The 18,801-nt window shown below is 64.8% G+C and carries 19 protein-coding genes; 10 read left to right on the forward strand and 9 right to left on the reverse strand.

The window, feature by feature from the left end; all coding sequences use genetic code 11:
* Positions 1-33: 33 nt before the first annotated feature.
* From ABIE53_RS17545 to mpl, 7 genes are all read right to left on the reverse strand, one after another.
* The gene (locus tag ABIE53_RS17545) at positions 34-1,218 is read right to left on the reverse strand and encodes a 2-dehydro-3-deoxygalactonokinase (protein ID WP_192698736.1); all 1,185 of its coding nucleotides are present in this window, start codon (positions 1,216-1,218) and stop codon (positions 34-36) included.
* Positions 1,215-2,222 carry an IclR family transcriptional regulator gene (locus ABIE53_RS17550; protein WP_006051869.1) on the reverse strand — a complete coding sequence of 336 codons (1,008 nt, stop codon included), beginning with the start codon at positions 2,220-2,222 and terminating at the stop codon, positions 1,215-1,217. The genes ABIE53_RS17545 and ABIE53_RS17550 overlap by 4 nt, the downstream gene beginning before the upstream one ends.
* Positions 2,223-2,868: 646 nt before the next feature.
* Positions 2,869-3,591, reverse strand: a complete 723-nt coding sequence (gene mtgA / locus ABIE53_RS17555) for a monofunctional biosynthetic peptidoglycan transglycosylase (protein WP_006051868.1) — start codon at positions 3,589-3,591, stop codon at positions 2,869-2,871.
* A gap of 46 nt (positions 3,592-3,637) precedes the next feature.
* Positions 3,638-4,501: a shikimate dehydrogenase gene (gene aroE, locus ABIE53_RS17560; RefSeq protein ID WP_192698735.1), complete on the reverse strand. Its 864-nt coding sequence runs from the start codon at positions 4,499-4,501 to the stop codon at positions 3,638-3,640.
* Positions 4,498-6,618: a ribonuclease catalytic domain-containing protein gene (locus ABIE53_RS17565; RefSeq protein WP_006051866.1), complete on the reverse strand. Its 2,121-nt coding sequence runs from the start codon at positions 6,616-6,618 to the stop codon at positions 4,498-4,500. The genes aroE and ABIE53_RS17565 overlap by 4 nt, the downstream gene beginning before the upstream one ends.
* A 239-nt stretch (positions 6,619-6,857) precedes the next feature.
* The gene (locus tag ABIE53_RS17570; RefSeq protein ID WP_006051865.1) at positions 6,858-7,460 is read right to left on the reverse strand and encodes a YqiA/YcfP family alpha/beta fold hydrolase; all 603 of its coding nucleotides are present in this window, start codon (positions 7,458-7,460) and stop codon (positions 6,858-6,860) included.
* Complete coding sequence (gene mpl, locus ABIE53_RS17575) at positions 7,457-8,851, reverse strand: UDP-N-acetylmuramate:L-alanyl-gamma-D-glutamyl-meso-diaminopimelate ligase (RefSeq protein WP_006051864.1); 1,395 nt, start codon at positions 8,849-8,851, stop codon at positions 7,457-7,459. Before mpl ends, ABIE53_RS17570 begins: the two co-directional genes overlap by 4 nt.
* Positions 8,852-9,132: 281 nt before the next feature.
* Here mpl and ABIE53_RS17580 point away from each other — a divergent pair, with 281 nt between their 5' ends.
* The 10 genes from ABIE53_RS17580 (at position 9,133) to ABIE53_RS17625 (ending at position 17,487) form a co-directional block, all read left to right on the forward strand.
* Positions 9,133-9,786, forward strand: coding sequence for a hypothetical protein (locus ABIE53_RS17580; protein WP_006051863.1), 654 nt, complete (start codon positions 9,133-9,135; stop codon positions 9,784-9,786).
* Between the two features lie 9 nt (positions 9,787-9,795).
* Positions 9,796-10,365, forward strand: a complete 570-nt coding sequence (locus ABIE53_RS17585; RefSeq protein ID WP_044021888.1) for a TlpA family protein disulfide reductase — start codon at positions 9,796-9,798, stop codon at positions 10,363-10,365.
* Positions 10,366-10,559: 194 nt separating this feature from the next.
* On the forward strand, positions 10,560-11,015 hold the full coding sequence (aroQ, locus tag ABIE53_RS17590; RefSeq protein ID WP_006051861.1) for a type II 3-dehydroquinate dehydratase: 456 nt from the start codon (positions 10,560-10,562) through the stop codon (positions 11,013-11,015).
* Positions 11,016-11,086: 71 nt separating this feature from the next.
* Positions 11,087-11,566, forward strand: coding sequence for an acetyl-CoA carboxylase biotin carboxyl carrier protein (gene accB / locus ABIE53_RS17595; RefSeq protein WP_006051860.1), 480 nt, complete (start codon positions 11,087-11,089; stop codon positions 11,564-11,566).
* 164 nt (positions 11,567-11,730) lie between these two features.
* Positions 11,731-13,098 (forward strand): acetyl-CoA carboxylase biotin carboxylase subunit, encoded by a 1,368-nt coding sequence (gene accC, locus ABIE53_RS17600; RefSeq protein ID WP_006051859.1) that lies wholly within the window; start codon positions 11,731-11,733, stop codon positions 13,096-13,098.
* A 3-nt stretch (positions 13,099-13,101) separates the two neighbouring features.
* Positions 13,102-14,004, forward strand: coding sequence for a 50S ribosomal protein L11 methyltransferase (gene prmA / locus ABIE53_RS17605; protein ID WP_192698734.1), 903 nt, complete (start codon positions 13,102-13,104; stop codon positions 14,002-14,004).
* 48 nt (positions 14,005-14,052) lie between these two features.
* A complete protein-coding gene (locus ABIE53_RS17610; protein WP_006051857.1) occupies positions 14,053-15,375 on the forward strand; it encodes a zinc-ribbon and DUF3426 domain-containing protein in 1,323 nt (440 codons plus the stop codon).
* Between the two features lie 73 nt (positions 15,376-15,448).
* Positions 15,449-15,949 (forward strand): thiol peroxidase, encoded by a 501-nt coding sequence (gene tpx / locus ABIE53_RS17615; protein ID WP_006051856.1) that lies wholly within the window; start codon positions 15,449-15,451, stop codon positions 15,947-15,949.
* 97 nt (positions 15,950-16,046) lie between these two features.
* Positions 16,047-16,985: a carbohydrate kinase family protein gene (locus ABIE53_RS17620; protein ID WP_006051855.1), complete on the forward strand. Its 939-nt coding sequence runs from the start codon at positions 16,047-16,049 to the stop codon at positions 16,983-16,985.
* 25 nt (positions 16,986-17,010) lie between these two features.
* Positions 17,011-17,487, forward strand: coding sequence for an outer membrane lipoprotein (locus tag ABIE53_RS17625; RefSeq protein ID WP_006051854.1), 477 nt, complete (start codon positions 17,011-17,013; stop codon positions 17,485-17,487).
* Positions 17,488-17,746: 259 nt separating this feature from the next.
* On the opposite strand, the gene ABIE53_RS17630 is transcribed toward ABIE53_RS17625, so the two are convergent.
* Positions 17,747-18,394: a histone H1-like DNA-binding protein gene (locus ABIE53_RS17630; RefSeq protein WP_006051852.1), complete on the reverse strand. Its 648-nt coding sequence runs from the start codon at positions 18,392-18,394 to the stop codon at positions 17,747-17,749.
* A 30-nt stretch (positions 18,395-18,424) separates the two neighbouring features.
* Entirely contained in the window at positions 18,425-18,751 is a 327-nt protein-coding gene (locus tag ABIE53_RS17635) for a hypothetical protein (RefSeq protein WP_006051851.1), read from the reverse strand.
* Positions 18,752-18,801: the final 50 nt, after the last annotated feature.

The raw sequence follows: 18,801 nt of genomic DNA on the forward strand, positions 1-18,801 counted from the left end.
GTTTCCCTGTTTCGTGGATGACGGCGTGGCCGCTTAACCGGCCCGCGCCGCGTGGGCGGCCGGCTTGACGAGCCCCGCCTGCGAGGCGACGCGCCACAAGCCGCGCTCTGTCGCCTGCCTGACGAGCTCGGCCTGCGTGCAGCCGAACTGCGCGAGCGCGACGCGATAGCGTTCGCACAGCGCTTCGTTACCGATGAGGCGCAGGCTTTGGCCTGCGAGCGAACTCTGCTGCTGCGCGAGCACGGCTTCGAGGCCGGCCAGTTCATGCCCGATCAGCAAGCCGGACAGATAGTCCGGCTGCTGCTCGCGCGAAAGTTGCCCGGTGAGCCCGAGCGTGCGCGAACTGAAGACCGTGGCGAGCATGCCCGCCTGGCCCTTGTCCCGCGCGATTTTCACGCCGCGCAAAAACGCTTCGGTATCCGGACGATCGGGCGTGACCATCGTGCGGCCGAGAATGGTGTGTTCGCGCAGCGCGCCGAATACTTCGCCGGTCATGAACGTATGAAAACGTTCGATGCGGCCCGCCTGCACGACTGCCCACTTCGCGTGCGTGCCGGGCAAGCCGATGAGCGCGCGCTTGCTGGTGTCGGTGCTATCGGTGCTATCGGTGCTATCGGCGCTATCGGCGCTATCGGCGCTATCGGCGCTATCGGCGTTATCCAGATCCTGGCCTAGCGCGCCGAATATTTGCGTTTCCTCGCCGCGCATCACGTTGGGCAGCTCGCCGCGTTGCAGCACGCCGGGCACGATGTTCAGCGTCGCGCCGCAGGCCGCCTCGACGCGCACGATGCCGGCGGCGAGCGCGTCCGCGTTCGCGGGTGCATCGACATAAGGCGCTTCGAGCCAGCCTTGCGCGCTGCCGACCATGCCCGCCGCGATGACCGGCGTGGCGGGCGCGGCGCCGAGCCAGGCGCCGCAGGCGTCCTCGAAAGCCGCGTCGAAGCCGCCGTGTTCCGCGCTGCGCGGCAGGTTCATGATGCCGGCCGTCGATGCGCGCGTCGCGAGCACGTTGCCGGCCGCGTCGTAGAGATACGCGCGCAGCGACGTCGTGCCCCAGTCGAGCGCGATCAGTGCTGCGTGACTGGCGGCTTGTGTGCCGGCTTGTGTGTCGGCTCCGGCTTCGACTCGTGCGTCGGCTCCGGCGTCGGCTCGTGCATCGGCTCCGGCGCCGGCTGCGAGTTGCGCGTCCGACGGTGTGGGAGAACCCGCCTGTTTCATCGCTTGATCCTGCGGGTGGTGGGTTGCGGGGCGCGCCAGCCGAGTTCTTCGGAGATCGCGCGCGCTTCGCGCTGCACGACCGGAATCAGTTCGTCCATGCGTTCGAGCGACATATAGGGAATCGTGCTCGCCACCGACAGCGCCGCGACGATCGCGCCCGACGCGTCGCGCACGGGAGCCGCGACGCAGCGAATCGACGCTTCGTTTTCCTCGAGGTCGAACGTGTAGCCGCCGGCCGCGTAGTTCGTCATGCGCTGCATGAAGGTCTGCGCGTCCGGACGGTTATCGGGCTTGAACGTGACGCTGGCGAGCGCGCGGCGCGACGCGTCGAACAGCGACTGCCAGAGCTCGGGCTTGAGGTCGAGCATCATGGCCTTGCCGATGCCCGTCGACGCGAGCGGCATCCGGTGACCGACGCGCGAGCGCATTTCGAGGCCGCGCGTGCCGGGGATTTTGTCGATGTACAGCACGTCGTCGCCGTCGCGCACGCCGAGGTGAATCGTGTCGAGCGTCTGTTCCGCGAGCGATTCCAGATGCGGACGAGCGACCGCGGTGAGCGGCATCTGCTCGAGCGCGATGGTGCCGAGTTCGATCAGCTTGGGGCCGAGCAGATAACCGCCTTGCACCTGGCGCAGGTAGCGCGCCTGCACGAGGCTGCTCACCAGCCGATGCGTGGTGCTGCGCGTCGTGCCGAGCGCCGCGCCGAAGGTGCGCAGATCGCGCACGCCGGCGGCGGCCGCCTCGAGAATCGCGAGACCGCGCAGGAGCGTCTGCGTGCCGGCCTGTTGCGGCGTGATGTCGAGCAGCGTGCTCGGCAACGCAATTTCGTTGACGATGGTGGGTTGCGCGGCGGCGCGGGGGGCTTTGGCGGCGGTGGCCGGGGGGCGTGGCGCTTTCGCGGCGGTCGCCGAGGCGCGCGGCGCGGGGCTCGACGCGTGGTCGGCGCGCGGCGTCAGTTCGGCTTCGGCAGCGCTCTCGGCGTGATTCGGCATCGCTTTGTTCATGGCGATTCGCTTTTCGTGGTTTCTGCGCTTACAGCGCGGGGCCGGAGAGCGGGCCTTGAGTGCGCGCGACGCTGCGGGCGCGGCGGTGCTGCCAGGTGGTTTGGCTAGGCATGGTTGGGCTTTGTCTCCGGTTTTTTTTTGCTGGCGCAGACGTGTCTGCTTGTTGGTCTGGATTGTAGGGGTGTTTTTGAGAAAGCTCCAATATGTGATTGGAGTGGTCAGATAATGGGATTTGGGTTGCCGTGGGCTTGGTTTGGTTGTTGGGTTGGGTTCGTGTCTTGGCCTTTCCTTGAATTCGCGGTGGTCTATTCGCGTTGCCCCTGTGCGGGGCGGCACTCACTTTCTTTGCCGCCGCAAAGAAAGTAAGCAAAGAAAGCGGGCTCACACCGGTGGCTTATAAGTGGGTCCCACTCGCTCGCTTTGGCCTTTCCTTGATTTCGCGGTGGTCTATTTGCGTTGCCCCTGTGCGGGGCGGCACTCACTTTCTTTGCGGCGGCAAAGAAAGTGAGTGCCGCCCCGCACAGGGGCAACGCCAATAGACCACCATGAAATCAAGGAAAGGCCAAAGCAAGCCAGGGACAACACAAATAGACCACAACGAATTCAACGAAAGGCCAAAGGGTAAACAAGAGCGCCACAGGCATAACTATTCGGGCAACTCAGCCGCCCCCATCCTCCGCCCAATCACCCGCGACCTCTGCGAAAGATACCTGGACCCCCGATGCTCATCAAAATACCTGGGCTGCGGCAGCATAACCGCCAACCGCGCCGACTGCGCGGCACTCAGTGCACTCGCCGACGTCTTATAGTAATAACGCGCCGCCGCCTCGGCGCCATACACACCATTGCCCCACTCGACGGAATTCAGATAGATCTCGAAGATGCGCTCCTTGTCCATCAAGGTCTCCAGCATCCACGTGACAATCAACTCCTGCCCCTTGCGGATATAACTCTTCTCACGCGATAAAAACAGGTTGCGCGCCAATTGCTGCGTGATCGTAGAGCCGCCGCGCACAATCTTGCCCTTCGACTTGTTGCGCTCCCACGCCTGCAAAATCGCGTCCGTTTCGTAGCCGTTGTTGGTGACGAAGTTCGCGTCTTCGGAGGCAATGATCGCCCGCTTCAGATTGCGCGAAATCTGCTCATACGGCACCCACGTATGCTGCATCGAAAGATCGGGCCTCTCTCGCGACAAGCGCCACGCATCCGAGCGCATATAAGCCGTCGAGCGCGGATTCACATAGTTCCACACCGCGATCTGCGCGAAGTAAAACAGCTGCGTCGCGAGCCACGCGAACACCAGCACGGCGACAAGATAAACGATCCATCGCGCCGGACTCGCCCGGCTCGCGCGCCGCGTTGCTGTCATCGTAGTGAGGGGCCTCGTGTGAATGCAGGTGTGACGGATGCGCGCGTCAGGCGTGCGACGGCGCCGTCAACAACGCGCGCAGTTCGGCGAGCACAGGCGCGCCGTCGGGCCGCACGCCGCGCCAGACGTAAAACGATTCGGCTGCCTGCTCGACGAGCATGCCGAGACCATCGGCGCCGCGCGCGCCGAGCTTCGCCGCGTGCTCCATGAAGACGGTCGGATGCGCGCCGTACATCATGTCGTAGGCAAGCGTGCCGCTGCCGAACGCGCGCTCGTCGCACTCCGGCAACGACGCTTCGAGACTCCCCGCCGTCGCGTTGACGATCACGTCGTAAGCGCCCGCCTCGATCGCGCGCGCGTTGCCGCCGCTCAGACGGCAAGCGGCGTCACTCGCGGCTTGCGCGAACTGCGCGACCAGCGCCTCGGCCTTCTCGGCCGTCCGGTTGACGATGGTGAGCGTATGCGGCGCGCGCTCGAGCATCGGCAGCACCACGCCGCGCGCGGCGCCGCCGGCGCCAAGCAGCAGAACGCGCGCGCCCTTCAGCGGCACGCCGAGATTCACTTCGATGTCGCGCACGAGCCCGAAGCCATCGGTGTTGTCGCCGTAGATGCCGCTCGAATCGACGCGCAACGTATTCACCGCGCCGGCAGCGGCCGCGCGCGGCGAGAGGCTGTCGGCGAAAGCGTGCGCGTCGAGCTTGAACGGCACTGTCACGTTGAGACCGCGGCCGCCCGCGTCGATAAAGGCGCGCACGTGCGGCACGAAAGCATCCACCGGCGCGAGCAACGCGCCGTATTCGAGCGCCTCGCCCGTCTGCGCGGCAAAGCGGCCGTGAATGAACGGCGATTTGCTATGGCCGACCGGATTGCCGATCACCGCGTAACGGTCTTTCGTTTCTGCCGCGCTCATCGTCCGGGTTCCGTGATGTGCTGCCCGGCGTCGGCATTCGACGAACCTTCGCTGCCCGAAGCATCGTTCGCATTGGAATCGCCTTCGGCATCCGCTTCGGCTTGCGCCTCGGCTTCGCTCTCGGCGCTTTCGTCCGATGCCTCGACGATTTCCTCTTCTTCGCCTTCGTCCGTCTCGTCCGCTTCTTCCGCTTCGCTGCCGCTCGTCACAGTAGGCGCGTCGAGCACATGCAGAAGACGCACGGACGCCTCGACAGTCAATTCGTCGATCGACATCACTTCCATCTGCAGGCGCGTGCCGCGTGCATGCACGCCGAGCCCCGGCACATGCAGCAGCAACGGAATCTCTTCGAGCCGCACGAGATCGCCCTTCACCACCGACGCCACCACCTGCTTCCTGTTCTCCTGCTTCAACCAGCGCAGGCACCAGAAATATTCCATGCGACGCTGATGATCGGCGTACGCGGTATACGTATCGTCGAAACCTTGCACGACGGCGAACAGATCGGCGTCTTTCGGCTTGAACGGCGCGGCCAGCTTGGCGGTCACGCCATGCTGCACGCACGCGAGCAACTGCCACTGATTCACCAGGTCGACGTAACGGCGCAGCGGCGACGTGCTCCACGCGTACTGCGTGACGCCGAGCCCTTCGTGCGGCGCGGCATTGGTCTGCATGCGCGTGCGCTTGGGGCCGGTCGGCGCTCCGAACGCGCGCTGCGTGCGATAGATGCCCGGCACGCCGTGATCGTGCAGGAACGCGCCCCACGACGAATTCGCGAGAATCGCCAGTTCGGCGACGATCGTGTCGAGCGGCGAACCGCGCCGGCGCGGCGTAATCGTGATGTGTTCGCCTTCGACGTAGAAGTTGAAGTCGGTATTGCGCTGCACCTCGCGGCGCAGACCGTAGCCCGCGCGCGCGGCCTGACGCTTTTCGAACAGCGCCTGCGCGAACGGCCACAACACCGCGATGTCTTCCTTGTGCGGATACTCGCCCGTTCCGGCGGCGAGCGCTTCTTCGGTGACGAGTTCGTCGAGCGTGTTGTGACGCAGATTGTTCTTCACGAACACACGCTCGGCGCGGGTTTCGCTCGCGACGATTTCCTGCGTCTCGCGATTGACGATCACATAGAGCGACAGCGCGGGACGCAAACCGCCCTCGGCAAGCGTGAACGCATCGACGACACTGTCGGGCAGCATCGTGATCTTGTCGCCCGGCATATAAACCGTCGACAGACGCGTGCGCGCAATCGCATCGACCTCGTCGCCGCGCTGAATGCCGAGCGCCGGCGCGGCGATGTGCACGCCGATCCGCACGCGGCCGTCCGCGAGATGCTCGACGGAGAACGCATCGTCGATTTCAGTGGTCGTGATGTCGTCGATCGAGAATGCCTGCACGTTGGCTTCCGGCAAATCGTCCGGCAAGCTGCCGAGCGTGACCGGCGGAAAGCCGGTGCCGTGCGGGAAAAACTCGGCGAGGAATCTGGCCTCGTGCAGCGCACGCGCCGACGGAATCGCGCCGCATTCCAGCATCAGCCGCGCCTGCGAAATGCCGCGCGCGGCCGCGGCGGCTTCGAGCGCCTTGTACTCGATGGTGTTCTTGTCGGGCTTGGTCAGCAACGCGAGCGCCGTCTTGCCGGTGAACGCCTCGGGCAAACGGCCGGCCTTCAGCTCTTCCTCGTAGCCCTGCTGGATGAGCGCCTGCTGCCGCTTGCGCTCGAGGCCGGCGAGCGCCATCTTGAGCTGCTCCTGCGGCGCGCGCTGATACATGCCGCGGCCCTTGCGACGGAAATACACCGGCGCGCCATGCATGCGCAGCACCAGCGCCGCGCGTTCGGTCGGACCGAAACGCTCGCCGAAATATTCCGCGCCGAGCGTGGCGAACGGAAACTCGTCGTCGGGCGCGCATTCCCACAGGAAGTCGAGATCGATGTCCTGCGCGACGGCGTCTGCTTCCTGCATTAACTCGGCCGCGCCTGGCTTGTCGAACTCGATCAGCACATCCTTGGCGCGCACCTTGGCGCGGCGGCCGCCCGGCAACTCGACCTGAAACGCATCGCCCTGGCGCGACAGCACGCTGCCGGCCTTGAAACTGCCCGATTCCTCGAAGAAAACGTTCACTCAATACTCTCGTCTGACTTGCATCCGCCGGCGTGCGCGGCACGGCAACGTGTTCGTGATGGTGGGTCCGCCGCGCGCGAGGCGCGCATGCGGCATGAATCTGTGCGGCATGAATCTGATGGCGGGCAGCGCTTCTGCTGCCGCGCGGTCCGCTTTCTGGATCGCGCCGGCTACGTTCGGCTTCGACCCGGCCAGGCGTTCGCTATGTCTGGCTAACTCTGGTTAAGTCCGGCTATTGCTCAAGCTGCTTCGCGCGGCGCAGGCGGCTCGACGTCTTCGGCGTCGCAAAACGCCAGTACGTCGTCGACATAATCGGCGAACTCGCTGATCGCGTGGTCGCTGCCCTCGATCAGCGTCGTGCGCGCGCCCGGATAGTGCGCGAGCATTTCGCGGTAGTCGAGCACTTCGTCGCCGGTCGCGGCCAGCAAATAATAACGTTCGGGGCGCGTGATGGACGTCACACTCAGCGCCCGCAATTCGTCAAGATGATGTGGCTCGACGACGATGCTGCCGCCGCCATGCCACAACGGCTGCTCGCCGAGATAGGCGCTCAGGTCGCGTTGCGGCACGACCGCCGGGTTCAGCAGCACGGCCGGCCAGCCGTGCTTTTCCGCCAGATACGTGGCGAAGTAGCCGCCGAGCGAACTGCCGATCACGGTCACGCGCTGCGTGCCGGCAGCGGCCACTAGCGACTCCGCGAGCGCAATCGTCTCGGAGGGTGAAACCGGCAGCATCGGGCAGCACCATTCGTCGCTGCGACCCAGTTCGACAAGGCGCGCCGCCAGCAGGCGCGCCTTGAACGAATTCGGCGACGAGCGGAAGCCGTGCAGATAAAGGATCACGTGGCGCCTCGCGCGGAAAGGGCGTCGAGCAGTTTCTGATGCACGCCGCCGAAGCCGCCGTTGCTCATCACCAGGATTTGGTCGCCGGGGCGCGCCGCATGCACTACCGCTTTGACGAGCGCGTCGAGATTGTCGAAGGCTTGCGCGTTGGCGCCGAGCGGCGCGAGTGCTTCGCCCAGGTTCCAGCCGAGCGCGTCGCGGCCGCTCGGCGCGCCGTAGCCGAACACCAGATCGGCGTCGGCGAGACTGGCGGGCAATTGCGCTTTCATCACGCCGAGCTTCATCGTGTTCGAGCGCGGCTCGAGCACCGCGAGAATGCGCGTGTTGTCGCGGCCCACGCGTGCGCGCAGGCCCGCCACGGTCGTTTCGATCGCGGTCGGATGATGAGCGAAGTCGTCGTAGACGGTTACGCCGTCCACGCTGCCGCGCACTTCCATGCGCCGCTTCACGTTGCGAAAGCTCGCCAGCGACTTCGCCGCCTGCGCCGGCGGCACGCCGACATGGCGCGCGGCGGCGATCGCGGCGAGCGCGTTCATCCGGTTATGTTCGCCCTGCACCTGCCACTCGACCACGCCCACACGCTCGGCGTTGTGATACACGGCAAAGCGTTCGTCGACGGGCACGCCGTCTTCCGCGGGCAGCGTTTCCCAGCCGCCCTGCACGCCGAAGCGCTCCACTTCGCTCCAGCAGCCGCGCGTCAGCACGCGCTCCAGCGCGTCTTCGCGACCGTTCGTCACGACGCGGCCAATGCGCGGCACGGTGCGGATCAGATGGTGGAACTGCGTCTCGATGGCGGCGAGATCCGGGAAGATGTCGGCGTGATCGAACTCGAGGTTGTTCAGCACGGCCGTTTTCGGCCGGTAGTGGACGAACTTCGAGCGCTTGTCGAAGAAGGCGGTGTCGTATTCGTCCGCCTCGATCACGAAGAAGCTCGAATCCGTGAGCCGCGCGGACACGCCGAAATTGAGCGGCACGCCGCCGATCAGAAAGCCGGGGTTCAGACCGGCGTCTTCCAGCAGCCAGGTCAGCATGGACGTGGTCGTCGTCTTGCCGTGCGTGCCGGCCACGGCGAGCACCCATTTGCCGTTCAGCACGTGTTCGCCGAGCCATTGCGGGCCCGACACATACGGCAGGCCGCGGTCGAGAATCGCTTCCATCAACGGATTGCCGCGCGTGACCACATTGCCGATCACGAACAGGTCGGCGTTCAGGCCGTTCAACTGCTCCGCGTCGTAGCCCTCGATCAGCCGGATGCCTTGCGCCTCGAGCTGCGTGCTCATGGGCGGATAGACGCCGGCGTCGCAGCCCGTCACCGTGTGGCCCGCGCCGCGCGCGAGGACCGCGAGACCGCCCATGAACGTGCCGCAGATACCGAGGATGTGGATGTGCATAAGCCTGTCGTGCCGCGCGGGCGTTTTTCCTGGAAGGCCCCTCACCCGGCGCTTGGCGCCCGACCCCGAGGGGGCCAGAAAAACGCCGGGCGGCCGGCGCTTTGCTGCGAGGGACGTGAGATGGGGAGCAGCCGAAACGGCTGCCCACAAAGGTCGCTATTGTAACCGACGCCTCCCGAAGACCTAAGCGCGCTCGCCCGCCCCGGCACGCCCCTGGCACGCGCCCACAGCGGTCCGGGCCGCCGGAAAGGGCTGTCATCAATCTCTAGTATGATGGACGAATGGTTCGCAAATCACATTTTGATCCGCAGCGCGTGCGCGAGGAAATCGCGGTCGCGGCCGCGCGCCTGATTGCGGAAGACGGCCTCGACTACGCAACGGCCAAGCGCAAAGCGGCCCGGCAGGTGGTCGGGGAAAGCCGCGTCGCCGGCGAATGGCTGCCGGATAACGACCAGATCGAGGAAGAAATCCGCGAATACCAGTCGCTCTTCCAGGGCGACAGTCAGCCGGCGCTGTTGCGGCGCCTGCGGCGTATCGCGGTCGAATGGATGGAGCGGCTCGCGCCGTTCAATCCGTACCTGACGGGCGCCGTGCTCGGCGGCACGGCCGGCGAGCATTCCGACATTCACCTTCAGTTGTTCTGCGACGACCCGAAGGAAGTCGCCATCTACTTTCTGAACGCGAACATTCAGTACGACGTTTCGGAGACGCGCCATTTCGCCGGGCGCGGCTACGTCGAGACGCTGAGCTTCCTGTGGCGGTCGGCGAGCGAAGGACGCGACGCCGAACCCGTCGGGGTTCACGTCGCCCTTTACCAATCAGACGACCTGCGCGGCGCGGTCAAGGCCGACGCGCGCGGACGCACGGCGCGCGCGAATCTGCAGGCGGTTCAATTGCTGCTCGACGGCGGCGGCGTCGCACCTTCCACCAACTAGACACGCATGATGAACACCAGACGGATTCTCTTCGGCGTTTTCGTCGCCGTGATCGCGGCCGCGAGCGGCGTCGCGGCCAATCACTGGCTGAACGGCCGCCACCACGAGGGCGATGGCGTGAGCGATGTGGCGCAGACAGCGCAGCCCGCGTCAAAAGAAAGCGCCGTGGCGCAGTTTTGGGCGATGCCGGTCAAGACAGCCGACGGCAAGCCCGAATCGCTAACTGCGCTGAAGGGCCGGCCAATTGTCGTCAACTTCTGGGCGTCATGGTGCGGCCCCTGCGTCGAGGAAATGCCGGCGCTGTCGCAACTTCAGCGCGACTACGCGGGCAAAGGCATCCAGTTCGTCGGACTTGGCGTGGATTCGGAGAAAAACGTCCAGACATTCCTGCAAAAGGTGCAAGTCGCCTATCCAGTCTACGTGACGGGCTTTGGCGGCGCCGACCTCGCGCGGGCCTTCGGCAATACGGCGGGCGGGCTGCCATTCACCGTAGTCATCGACGCCAACGGCAACATTCGCGCGACAAAATTAGGCCAGATCGATCCAAAAGCGCTGAAACAGACGCTCGACTCGCTGTAAATTTCCTAATCTTTTGACATCCGTTTGCGGCGGAAAGGCGCGAAGTTACGCGGAAATCGCGCGGAATTGGGAGAAGTTGAACCGCCGCGCAGCCGTCAAAAGAGCGCTCACAACGCGCCGTCCGTGCAGGAAACTAGACAAGTTTCTCTAATCAGCGCTAAAGTGCGCCCAATTCCACGGAAAAAGAAGCGACCATGACGCGACTGCTGGTACTGCACGGCCCCAACCTCAATCTTCTCGGCACACGGGAACCCGAGGTTTATGGCCGCGTGACGCTCCCGCAGATCGATCAGGCGCTCGCCGATCGCGCAGCGGACGCCGGGGTTGAACTGGCGTCGTTCCAGAGCAACCACGAAGGCGCGCTCGTGGATCGCATCCAGTCCGCGCGCACCGAAAAGACCGATTTCATTCTGATCAATCCCGCCGCGTACACGCACACCAGCGTGGCGATTCGCGACGCGCTGGCGGGCGTCGGTATTCCGTTCGTCGAGATTCACCTGTCGAACGTGCATCGCCGCGAGCCGTTCAGGCACCACTCGTATTTTTCCGACCAGGCCGAAGGGGTGATCTGCGGTCTCGGCTGGAAGGGCTATCTATACGCGCTCGAATTCGCGCTCGACCGGCTGGCGGCCGGTTCGTCGCGCGGCTGAATCAACAACACGTCTAATTTGCGCCGGCCGCCCACGCGCCGGCACTTCCACGCATTGAAAGGGGCTTCCTGATGGATCTACGTAAACTGAAAACTCTGATCGACCTGGTCTCGGAGTCCGGCATCTCCGAACTCGAAGTGACCGAGGGCGAAGGCAAGGTGCGCATCGTCAAGAATGCGCCGCCGGTTTACGTGCAACAGTCCCCTTCGTACGCGCCGCAGCAGTTCGCGCAGGGTGCGCCGGCCAACGGCGGCGAAGCTCCGGCCGCAGGCGCCGCGGCAGGCGCTCCGGCGACGCCGGCGGCAGCCGCTCCGCAGGGCCACGTCGTGACGTCGCCGATGGTCGGCACGTTCTATCGTGCGCCGTCGCCGGGCGCCGAGCCGTTCGTCCAGGTCGGCGATACGGTCAAGGAAGGCCAGACGATCTGCATCATCGAAGCGATGAAGCTGCTCAACGAAATCGAGTCGGACAAGTCCGGCGTCGTGAAGGAAATCCTCGTCGAAAACGGTCAGGCGGTGGAATACGGCCAGCCGCTGTTCGTGGTCGGCTAAGTGGCTCACCGCGGCGGCGCACCCGCGCCTTGCCGCGCGCATGCCGTTGCGCTCGCTGTGCCCCTTGCGTTACTGGCGCCCGTTGGGCACGGCGCGCATCCGATCTTCTGAGGCAGCCGGTGTTGTGAACAACCCGGCGCCCACTGATGAGTCGAAAACCCGCTATGTTTGAAAAAATCCTCATTGCCAATCGCGGCGAGATCGCGCTTCGTATCCAGCGCGCCTGCCGCGAACTCGGCGTCAAGACGGTCGTCGTCTATTCGGAAGCCGACAAGGAAGCCAAGTACGTGAAGCTCGCGGACGAGGCGGTCTGCATCGGCCCGGCGCCCTCGAATCTCAGCTATCTGAACATGCCCGCGCTGATCAGCGCGGCGGAAGTCACGGACGCCGAAGCGATCCACCCCGGCTACGGCTTCCTGTCGGAGAACGCCGACTTCGCCGAGCGTGTCGAGCAGTCCGGCTTCACCTTCATCGGCCCGCGCCCGGAAACGATCCGGATGATGGGCGACAAGGTGACCGCCAAGCAAACGATGATCAAAACCGGCGTGCCCTGCGTGCCGGGTTCGGAAGGCGCGTTGCCCGAAGATCCGAAAGAGATCGTGAAAATTGCGCGCCAGGTCGGCTATCCGGTCATCATCAAGGCGGCGGGCGGCGGCGGCGGCCGCGGCATGCGCGTGGTGCACACGGAAGCGGCGCTCGTCAACGCGGTCAACATGACGCGCGAAGAAGCCGGCCGCGCGTTTGGCAACCCGCAGGTCTACATGGAGAAATTCCTGGAGAACCCGCGGCACATCGAAATTCAGGTGCTGTCCGATTCGTTCAAGAACGCGGTCTGGCTCGGCGAGCGTGACTGCTCGATGCAGCGCCGTCACCAGAAGGTGATCGAGGAAGCGCCGGCGCCGGGCATCGCGCGCCGTCTGATCGACCGGATCGGCGATCGTTGCGCCGACGCCTGCAAGAAGATGGGCTATCTTGGCGCGGGTACGTTCGAGTTCCTGTACGAAAACGGCGAGTTCTACTTCATCGAAATGAACACGCGCGTGCAGGTCGAACACCCGGTGACGGAACTGATCACGGGCGTCGACATCGTGCAGGAACAGATCCGCATCGCGGCCGGCGAGAAGCTCGCGTTCCGTCAGCGCGACATCGTCTTCAAGGGTCACGCGATCGAATGCCGGATCAACGCCGAAGACCCGTTCAAGTTCATTCCGTCGCCGGGACGTTTGACGTCGTGGCACATGCCGGGCGGTCCCGGCATCCGCGTCGATTCGCATGCTTACAATGGCTATTTCGTGCCGCCGAACTATGATTCGATGATCGGCAAGCTGATCGCTTACGGCGCGACGCGCGAGCAGGCGATCAAGCGGATGCGCATCGCGCTGTCGGAAATGGTCGTGGAAGGCATTCAGACGAACATCCCGTTGCATCGCGAGTTGATGCTCGACGCGAAGTTCGTCGAAGGCGGCACGAGCATTCACTACCTCGAGAACCGGTTGGCCGCGAAGCAGCAGGCCGCGCCGGAAGAAGCGTAAGTCATGAGTTACCGGGAACTGGTCGCCGAACTGGCACGCGAGCACGCGGAGGAATTGTCCGACGCGCTGCTCGAGTTGGGCGCGCTGTCGGTGTCCGTGGAAGATGCGGACGCCGACACGCCCGATGAGCAGCCGCTCTTCGGCGAGCCCGGTCTCACGCCCGACCGCACCGCATGGCAGCATTCGCGCGTGATCGCGCTGCTTGCGCAAGAGCATGATCCCGCGGTGCTGCTCGCGGCGGCATCGAATGAAATCGGTCTCGCCGCAGCGCCGCCTTTCACCGTGCGTGAAGTCGAGGAACAGGACTGGGTGCGGCTCACGCAGTCGCAATTCGATCCGATTCCGATTGGCGAGCGGATCTGGGTCGTGCCGTCGTGGCACGACGCGCCGGACCCGAACGCGCTGATACTCGAACTCGATCCGGGCCTTGCGTTCGGCACGGGCAGCCATCCGACCACGCGTTTGTGCATGGAATGGCTGGAGCAATCGGTGAAGCCCGGACAGTCCGTGCTCGACTACGGATGCGGCTCCGGCATCCTCGCGATTCTCGCCAAAAAGTGCGGCGCGAATCCGGTGTACGGCATCGATATCGACCCGCAAGCGGTCGAGTCGGCGCGTCACAACAGCGAGCGCAACCGCGCTGAAGTCACCTACGGCTTACCCGACGAATGTCCGACCGGTGAATTCGAGATTGTGGTCGCCAATATCCTGTCCAATCCGCTCAAGCTGATGGCGTCGATGCTGTCGTCGAAGGTCAAACCCGGTGGACGGATCACATTGTCCGGCATCCTGGCGCGCCAGGCCGACGAAGTCGCGCAGGTGTACGCGCGGTGGATCGACATCGGCGTATGGCGCGAACACGAAGGCTGGGTATGCTTAACGGGAACGCGTCGCGAAAGCCATTAGAATAAGGCGCATTGTCCAACCAACGGCCTCCTGGCTAACCGGCTCACTATGCTTCTGGCAACGCGCTGCCCCTTCTGCGAAACCGTTTTCCGCCTGCAACCGGCGCAGCTCGCGCTGCGTCGCGGGCTCGTGCGCTGTGGGCAGTGCCACGAAGTATTCGATGCATCCGGCAGCCTCTACGACATCAGCGAAGCGGGCGACTTCTCCACTGCAAGACAGGTCTCCGCAGCCGCGGCCATGGAGGCGCTTGCGGGCGTGCGCCCGAGCGGCGCGGATTTCAGCCCCTCAGCGTGGGACCCGTGGGCGCCGAGACCCACGCCGCTCTTCGAGGAACGCCTCAGGCACAACGCAGAGAACGTCTCGGCGCAGCCGCGCTACGTGGGCGCAGGTCCATCGGCGGCAGCGGGTGCAACGGATGCAGTGGGTGCTGCGCCGAAGGAACCGCGCTTGCCCGCAGGCAGCGCGCCGACGGCTGCAGCCGATCACGAACCGCTGCTCGCGGACGCACCGCTCGAACCGTTCGCGTATGACACGGAACCGGCAAGCGAACCGGCAAACGAACCAGCAACGCAGCCGCCCGCCGACGAAGCACCGCGCGTCTGGCATAAGACAGAGCGCGCTCCCGGCTCCGAGCCCGACGAACCGGTGCTGAACGAGTCGGCAAGTTTCCACGGATTCCCCGACAACGAACCGCATTTCGGCACGACCGGCGTAGGCGCGGCCGGCCTCGGCACAACGCATCCGCACCCGCATTTCGACGACGATCTCGATCTGCGCGGCCCGGCACGCGCGGCAGCCACGCCGGACGGCGAGCCGTTCTCCGTGCAGCCGGTCAACGACGACGCCGATCCGTTCCCGGTGGTGCGGGAAACCCGCCCTGCAGAGCCGCGCCGCCTTGCGTGGATCATCGGCGGATCGGTGGCGGCGGGACTGCTCGTCATCGCGTTGCTGGCGCAGCTCGCATGGTGGCAACGCGAAACGGTGCTCGTCTATATGCCGCGCAGCCAGGCGCTGTACACGAAGGTATGCGCGCAACTCGGTTGCCAGGTCACGGCGCCGCACGACATCGACGGTCTGCAGGTCGAGCCGTCCGATCTGCGGCAAGTCGACGGGCCGCATAAGCTCGAGTTGCGCATGCCGCTGCGCAACCGCTTTAACGTCGCGCTCGCCTACCCGGCGATCGAACTCACGCTGCTCGACGACCAGAACAACATCGCGCTGCGCCGCGTGCTGTTTCCGCAAGACTACGTGGCGCCGGGCACGCCGATCGCAGCCGGCCTGCCGCCGCACATGACGCAAACCATGATCGTGCGCCTCGATACGGGCAACGCGGTCGCGTCGAATTTCCGCGTACAGATTTTCTATCCGTAACGCATCCCCGCGCGTCCGGCTCGATTCGGGCGCGCTCACCGTCGTCACAGACGAACTTTCGGAGCACAACAACATGAGTCAAGTCACGCTGGGCGGTAACCCGATCGAAGTAGCCGGCAGCTTTCCGTCGGCCGGCCAGACCGCGCCCGCTTTCTCGCTGGTCGGCAAGGATTTGAAGCCGTTGTCGCTCGCCGATTTCGCGGGCAAGCGCAAGGTGCTGAACATCGTCCCGAGCCTCGACACGCCGACCTGCGCGACGTCCACCCGCAAGTTCAACGAAGCCGCCGCGAAGCTCAGCAACACGGCCGTGATCGTCGTGTCGGGCGATCTGCCGTTTGCGGCGTCGCGCTTTTGCACGACCGAAGGCATCGAGAACGTCGTGACGGCCTCGACGTTCCGCGGCCATGACTTCGCGCAGGCGTACGGCGTCGACGTCACCAGCGGTCCGTTGACGGGCCTCACCGCGCGCGCCGTCGTCGTGATCGACGAGAACGACAAGGTCGTTCACTCGGAACTGGTCAGCGAGATCAAGAACGAACCGAACTACGACGCAGCACTCGCCGCGCTGAAGTAAAACCTCGGCGTAGCAGACTCCGGCGCCGCGCTCCACGCGCGGCGCTTTCACATCGTCACCCCGATTTCTTCATTCTTTTTTTACAGGAACGCTCGCCTTGGCTACGCTGATTTGCGGCTCGCTCGCCTACGACAACATCATGACTTTCGAAGGCCGGTTCCGGGAGCACATCCTGCCGGAGCAGGTCCACATCCTGAACGTGAGTTTTCTGGTGCCGACGATGCGCCGCGAGTTCGGCGGCTGCGCGGGCAACATCGCCTATTCGCTGAATCTGCTCGGCGGCGACGCGCGCATCATGGGCACGCTCGGCGAGGTCGACGCGCAGCTTTACATGGACCGCTTCAGGCAGCTCGGGCTGTCGACGGAAAACGTGCTGGTCGTGCCGGGCACCTATTCGGCGCAGGCGATGATCACCACCGACCTCGAGAACAACCAGATCACCGCGTTCCATCCGGGCGCGATGATGCAGTCGCATCTGAACCGCGCGGACGAAGCGAAGGACATCACGCTCGGCATCGTCGCGCCGGACGGCTACGACGGCATGATCCAGCACGCCGAGCATCTTGCCGCAGCGGGCGTGCCGTTTATCTTCGATCCGGGCCAAGGACTGCCGCTCTTCGACGGTGCTGCACTGCGGCGCATGATTGAACTTGCGACCTATGTAGCTGTCAACGATTACGAAGCCAAACTTGTGAGCAACAAGACGGGTTGGTCGATCGAGGAGATCGCCGGCAAGGTCGAAGCGCTCATCGTCACGCTCGGCGAACACGGTGCGCAGATTCATCATGCGGGCGGCGTCGAAGACATTCCCGCCGTCAAGGCACAGCAGGTGCTCGACCCGACAGGATGCGGCGACGCGTTTCGCGGCGGCTTGCTGTACGGCATCGAAAAGAAGCTTGGCTGGGCGACCACGGGCCGTCTCGCGAGCCTCATGGGCGCACTGAAGATCGAACAGCAGGGTCCGCAAAATTACGCGCCCACCCGGGCGCAGATCAACGAACGGTTCAAGCAGGCGTTCGGGTACGACCTGCCGTAATACCGAAAGCTATTGGAGTTAGGGAATGAGAACAACGAGTCGCCTGATAGTGGCCGCCTTGATCGCCGGTTCGCTGGCCATGTCGGGGTGTGCGTATAACAGCAGTTCCGCCGACGTCTACACCGCGTCGCAGGCGCAGCGCGAGGAAACGGTCCGCATGGGCATGGTCGACAGCGTGCGCGCCGTCAAGATCAGCTCGAACAACGGTCAGCCGAGCGGCCTCGGTGCGATCGGCGGCGGCGCGCTCGGCGCGGTGGCCGGCAGCACTATCGGCGGCGGCACGGGCTCGATCGTCACCGGCATTATTGGCGGTCTGGCGGGTGCGGTGGCGGGCAACTCGGTCGAGAACCGGGTGGCCGTGCGCGACGGTCTGGAAATTACCGTGCGGCTCGATAACGGCGACATTCGCGCGATCACGCAAAGCTCAACCGGCGAGATTTTCCGCGCCGGCGACCGCGTCCGGCTGCTTTCCAGCGGCGGCGTCACGCGCGTCACGCACTAAGCTTTCCCCTCTCGAGCGGCCAGCTTCATGCGGCCGCATCGACCTCACACGCATGCCCTCCCCTGTGCATGCGTTTTTTTTCGCCTGCGCATTCGTGCTGCTTCCGTTTGTATCGACTCGTACGGACGAAAAAAATCCCGTCGCCGAAACCGGCAACGGGATCCTGACCGAGTAGCGCTCGCGAGACTGCGTGAAGCGCTACTCGATCATCGACACATCATGCGATGCGTCGAAGTACTGCTACCGCTGAACAGCCCGATTACGGACGGCTGCCCGTCGGGAACGGCCATGCTGCTGCCGGGTTCAGCGCGGTCTTCACCGTTGCTGCCGGTGCGCTCGAAACGGAAGTCGCAGCGGGTGCAGGTGCAGCCTTCTTGGCAACAGCCTTCTTCGCAGGCGCGGCCTTCTTCGCGGGAGCAGCAGCGGCCTTCTTCGCAGGAGCAGCCTTCTTGGCAGGCGCAGCCTTTTTAGCAGCAGCCTTCTTCGCAGGCGCAGCCTTCTTCGCAGCAGCCTTCTTGGCAGGCGCGGCTTTCTTCGCAGCAGCCTTCTTCGCAGGCGCGGCCTTCTTCGCAGCGGCCTTCTTGGCCGGCGCTGCCTTCTTCGCAGTCGCCTTCTTCGCCGGTGCAGCCTTCTTCGCTGCAGCCTTCTTCGCCGGCGCTGCCTTCTTCGCTGCTACCTTCTTGGCCGGTGCTGCTTTCTTCGCTGCGGTCTTCTTGGCCGGCGCAGCCTTCTTCGCTGCTACCTTCTTCGCCGGCGCTGCCTTCTTCGCCGCTACCTTCTTAGCCGGAGCAGCCTTCTTCGCTGCTACCTTCTTGGCCGGTGCGGCCTTCTTCGCCGGAGCTGCCTTCTTTGCTGCGACCTTCTTTGCTGCAGGCTTCTTAGCGGCGGCTTTCTTTGCAGTTGCCATCATTTTCTCCTTCAGGTTTTCAGATGAGAGTCAGTTCAAACTACACCCTTCGTCAAAACCCGCTTCCCGCGGACGCTTCTCAGGGCGCGCGCTACGAAGCGGGCTATTCATCGGCGTACGCAGGTGCCGCGCGCTTACGCTAATGAATGCGGTAAGGCGCGCCGTGCCGCAAGGCACCGCGCGCCAAATGTCATCGGCGTTGGAAATCAACGCCGGCAATTGCTTGATCGAGCCGACGGCGATACCGCCGACGGCTTTTTCCGGGGGGAAGTTTGCCCATCCCACTGAAGGGTTCGCAAAGTGCCGGTCATGTTTGTGGGCCGCGAAGGCACGCGGCGCACGAGGCACGCTTTGCATCAGGCGGTTCAGCTCCTAAACATAATCGCCGCAGCCGAAGCCACGGCATC

The sequence above is a fragment of the Paraburkholderia sp. OAS925 genome (assembly GCF_040543975.1).
Taxonomy (GTDB): domain Bacteria; phylum Pseudomonadota; class Gammaproteobacteria; order Burkholderiales; family Burkholderiaceae; genus Paraburkholderia; species Paraburkholderia graminis.

Coding starts and splice junctions, on each gene's coding strand:
- ABIE53_RS17545 (WP_192698736.1), bottom strand. CDS start 1,218: ATGAAACAGGCGGGTTCTCCCACACCGTCGGACGCGCAACTCGCAGCC.
- ABIE53_RS17550 (WP_006051869.1), bottom strand. CDS start 2,222: ATGAACAAAGCGATGCCGAATCACGCCGAGAGCGCTGCCGAAGCCGAA.
- mtgA (WP_006051868.1), bottom strand. CDS start 3,591: ATGACAGCAACGCGGCGCGCGAGCCGGGCGAGTCCGGCGCGATGGATC.
- aroE (WP_192698735.1), bottom strand. CDS start 4,501: ATGAGCGCGGCAGAAACGAAAGACCGTTACGCGGTGATCGGCAATCCG.
- mpl (WP_006051864.1), bottom strand. CDS start 8,851: ATGCACATCCACATCCTCGGTATCTGCGGCACGTTCATGGGCGGTCTC.
- ABIE53_RS17580 (WP_006051863.1), top strand. CDS start 9,133: ATGGTTCGCAAATCACATTTTGATCCGCAGCGCGTGCGCGAGGAAATC.
- ABIE53_RS17585 (WP_044021888.1), top strand. CDS start 9,796: ATGAACACCAGACGGATTCTCTTCGGCGTTTTCGTCGCCGTGATCGCG.
- aroQ (WP_006051861.1), top strand. CDS start 10,560: ATGACGCGACTGCTGGTACTGCACGGCCCCAACCTCAATCTTCTCGGC.
- accB (WP_006051860.1), top strand. CDS start 11,087: ATGGATCTACGTAAACTGAAAACTCTGATCGACCTGGTCTCGGAGTCC.
- accC (WP_006051859.1), top strand. CDS start 11,731: ATGTTTGAAAAAATCCTCATTGCCAATCGCGGCGAGATCGCGCTTCGT.
- prmA (WP_192698734.1), top strand. CDS start 13,102: ATGAGTTACCGGGAACTGGTCGCCGAACTGGCACGCGAGCACGCGGAG.
- ABIE53_RS17610 (WP_006051857.1), top strand. CDS start 14,053: ATGCTTCTGGCAACGCGCTGCCCCTTCTGCGAAACCGTTTTCCGCCTG.
- tpx (WP_006051856.1), top strand. CDS start 15,449: ATGAGTCAAGTCACGCTGGGCGGTAACCCGATCGAAGTAGCCGGCAGC.
- ABIE53_RS17625 (WP_006051854.1), top strand. CDS start 17,011: ATGAGAACAACGAGTCGCCTGATAGTGGCCGCCTTGATCGCCGGTTCG.
- ABIE53_RS17630 (WP_006051852.1), bottom strand. CDS start 18,394: ATGGCAACTGCAAAGAAAGCCGCCGCTAAGAAGCCTGCAGCAAAGAAG.
- ABIE53_RS17635 (WP_006051851.1), bottom strand. CDS start 18,751: ATGCAAAGCGTGCCTCGTGCGCCGCGTGCCTTCGCGGCCCACAAACAT.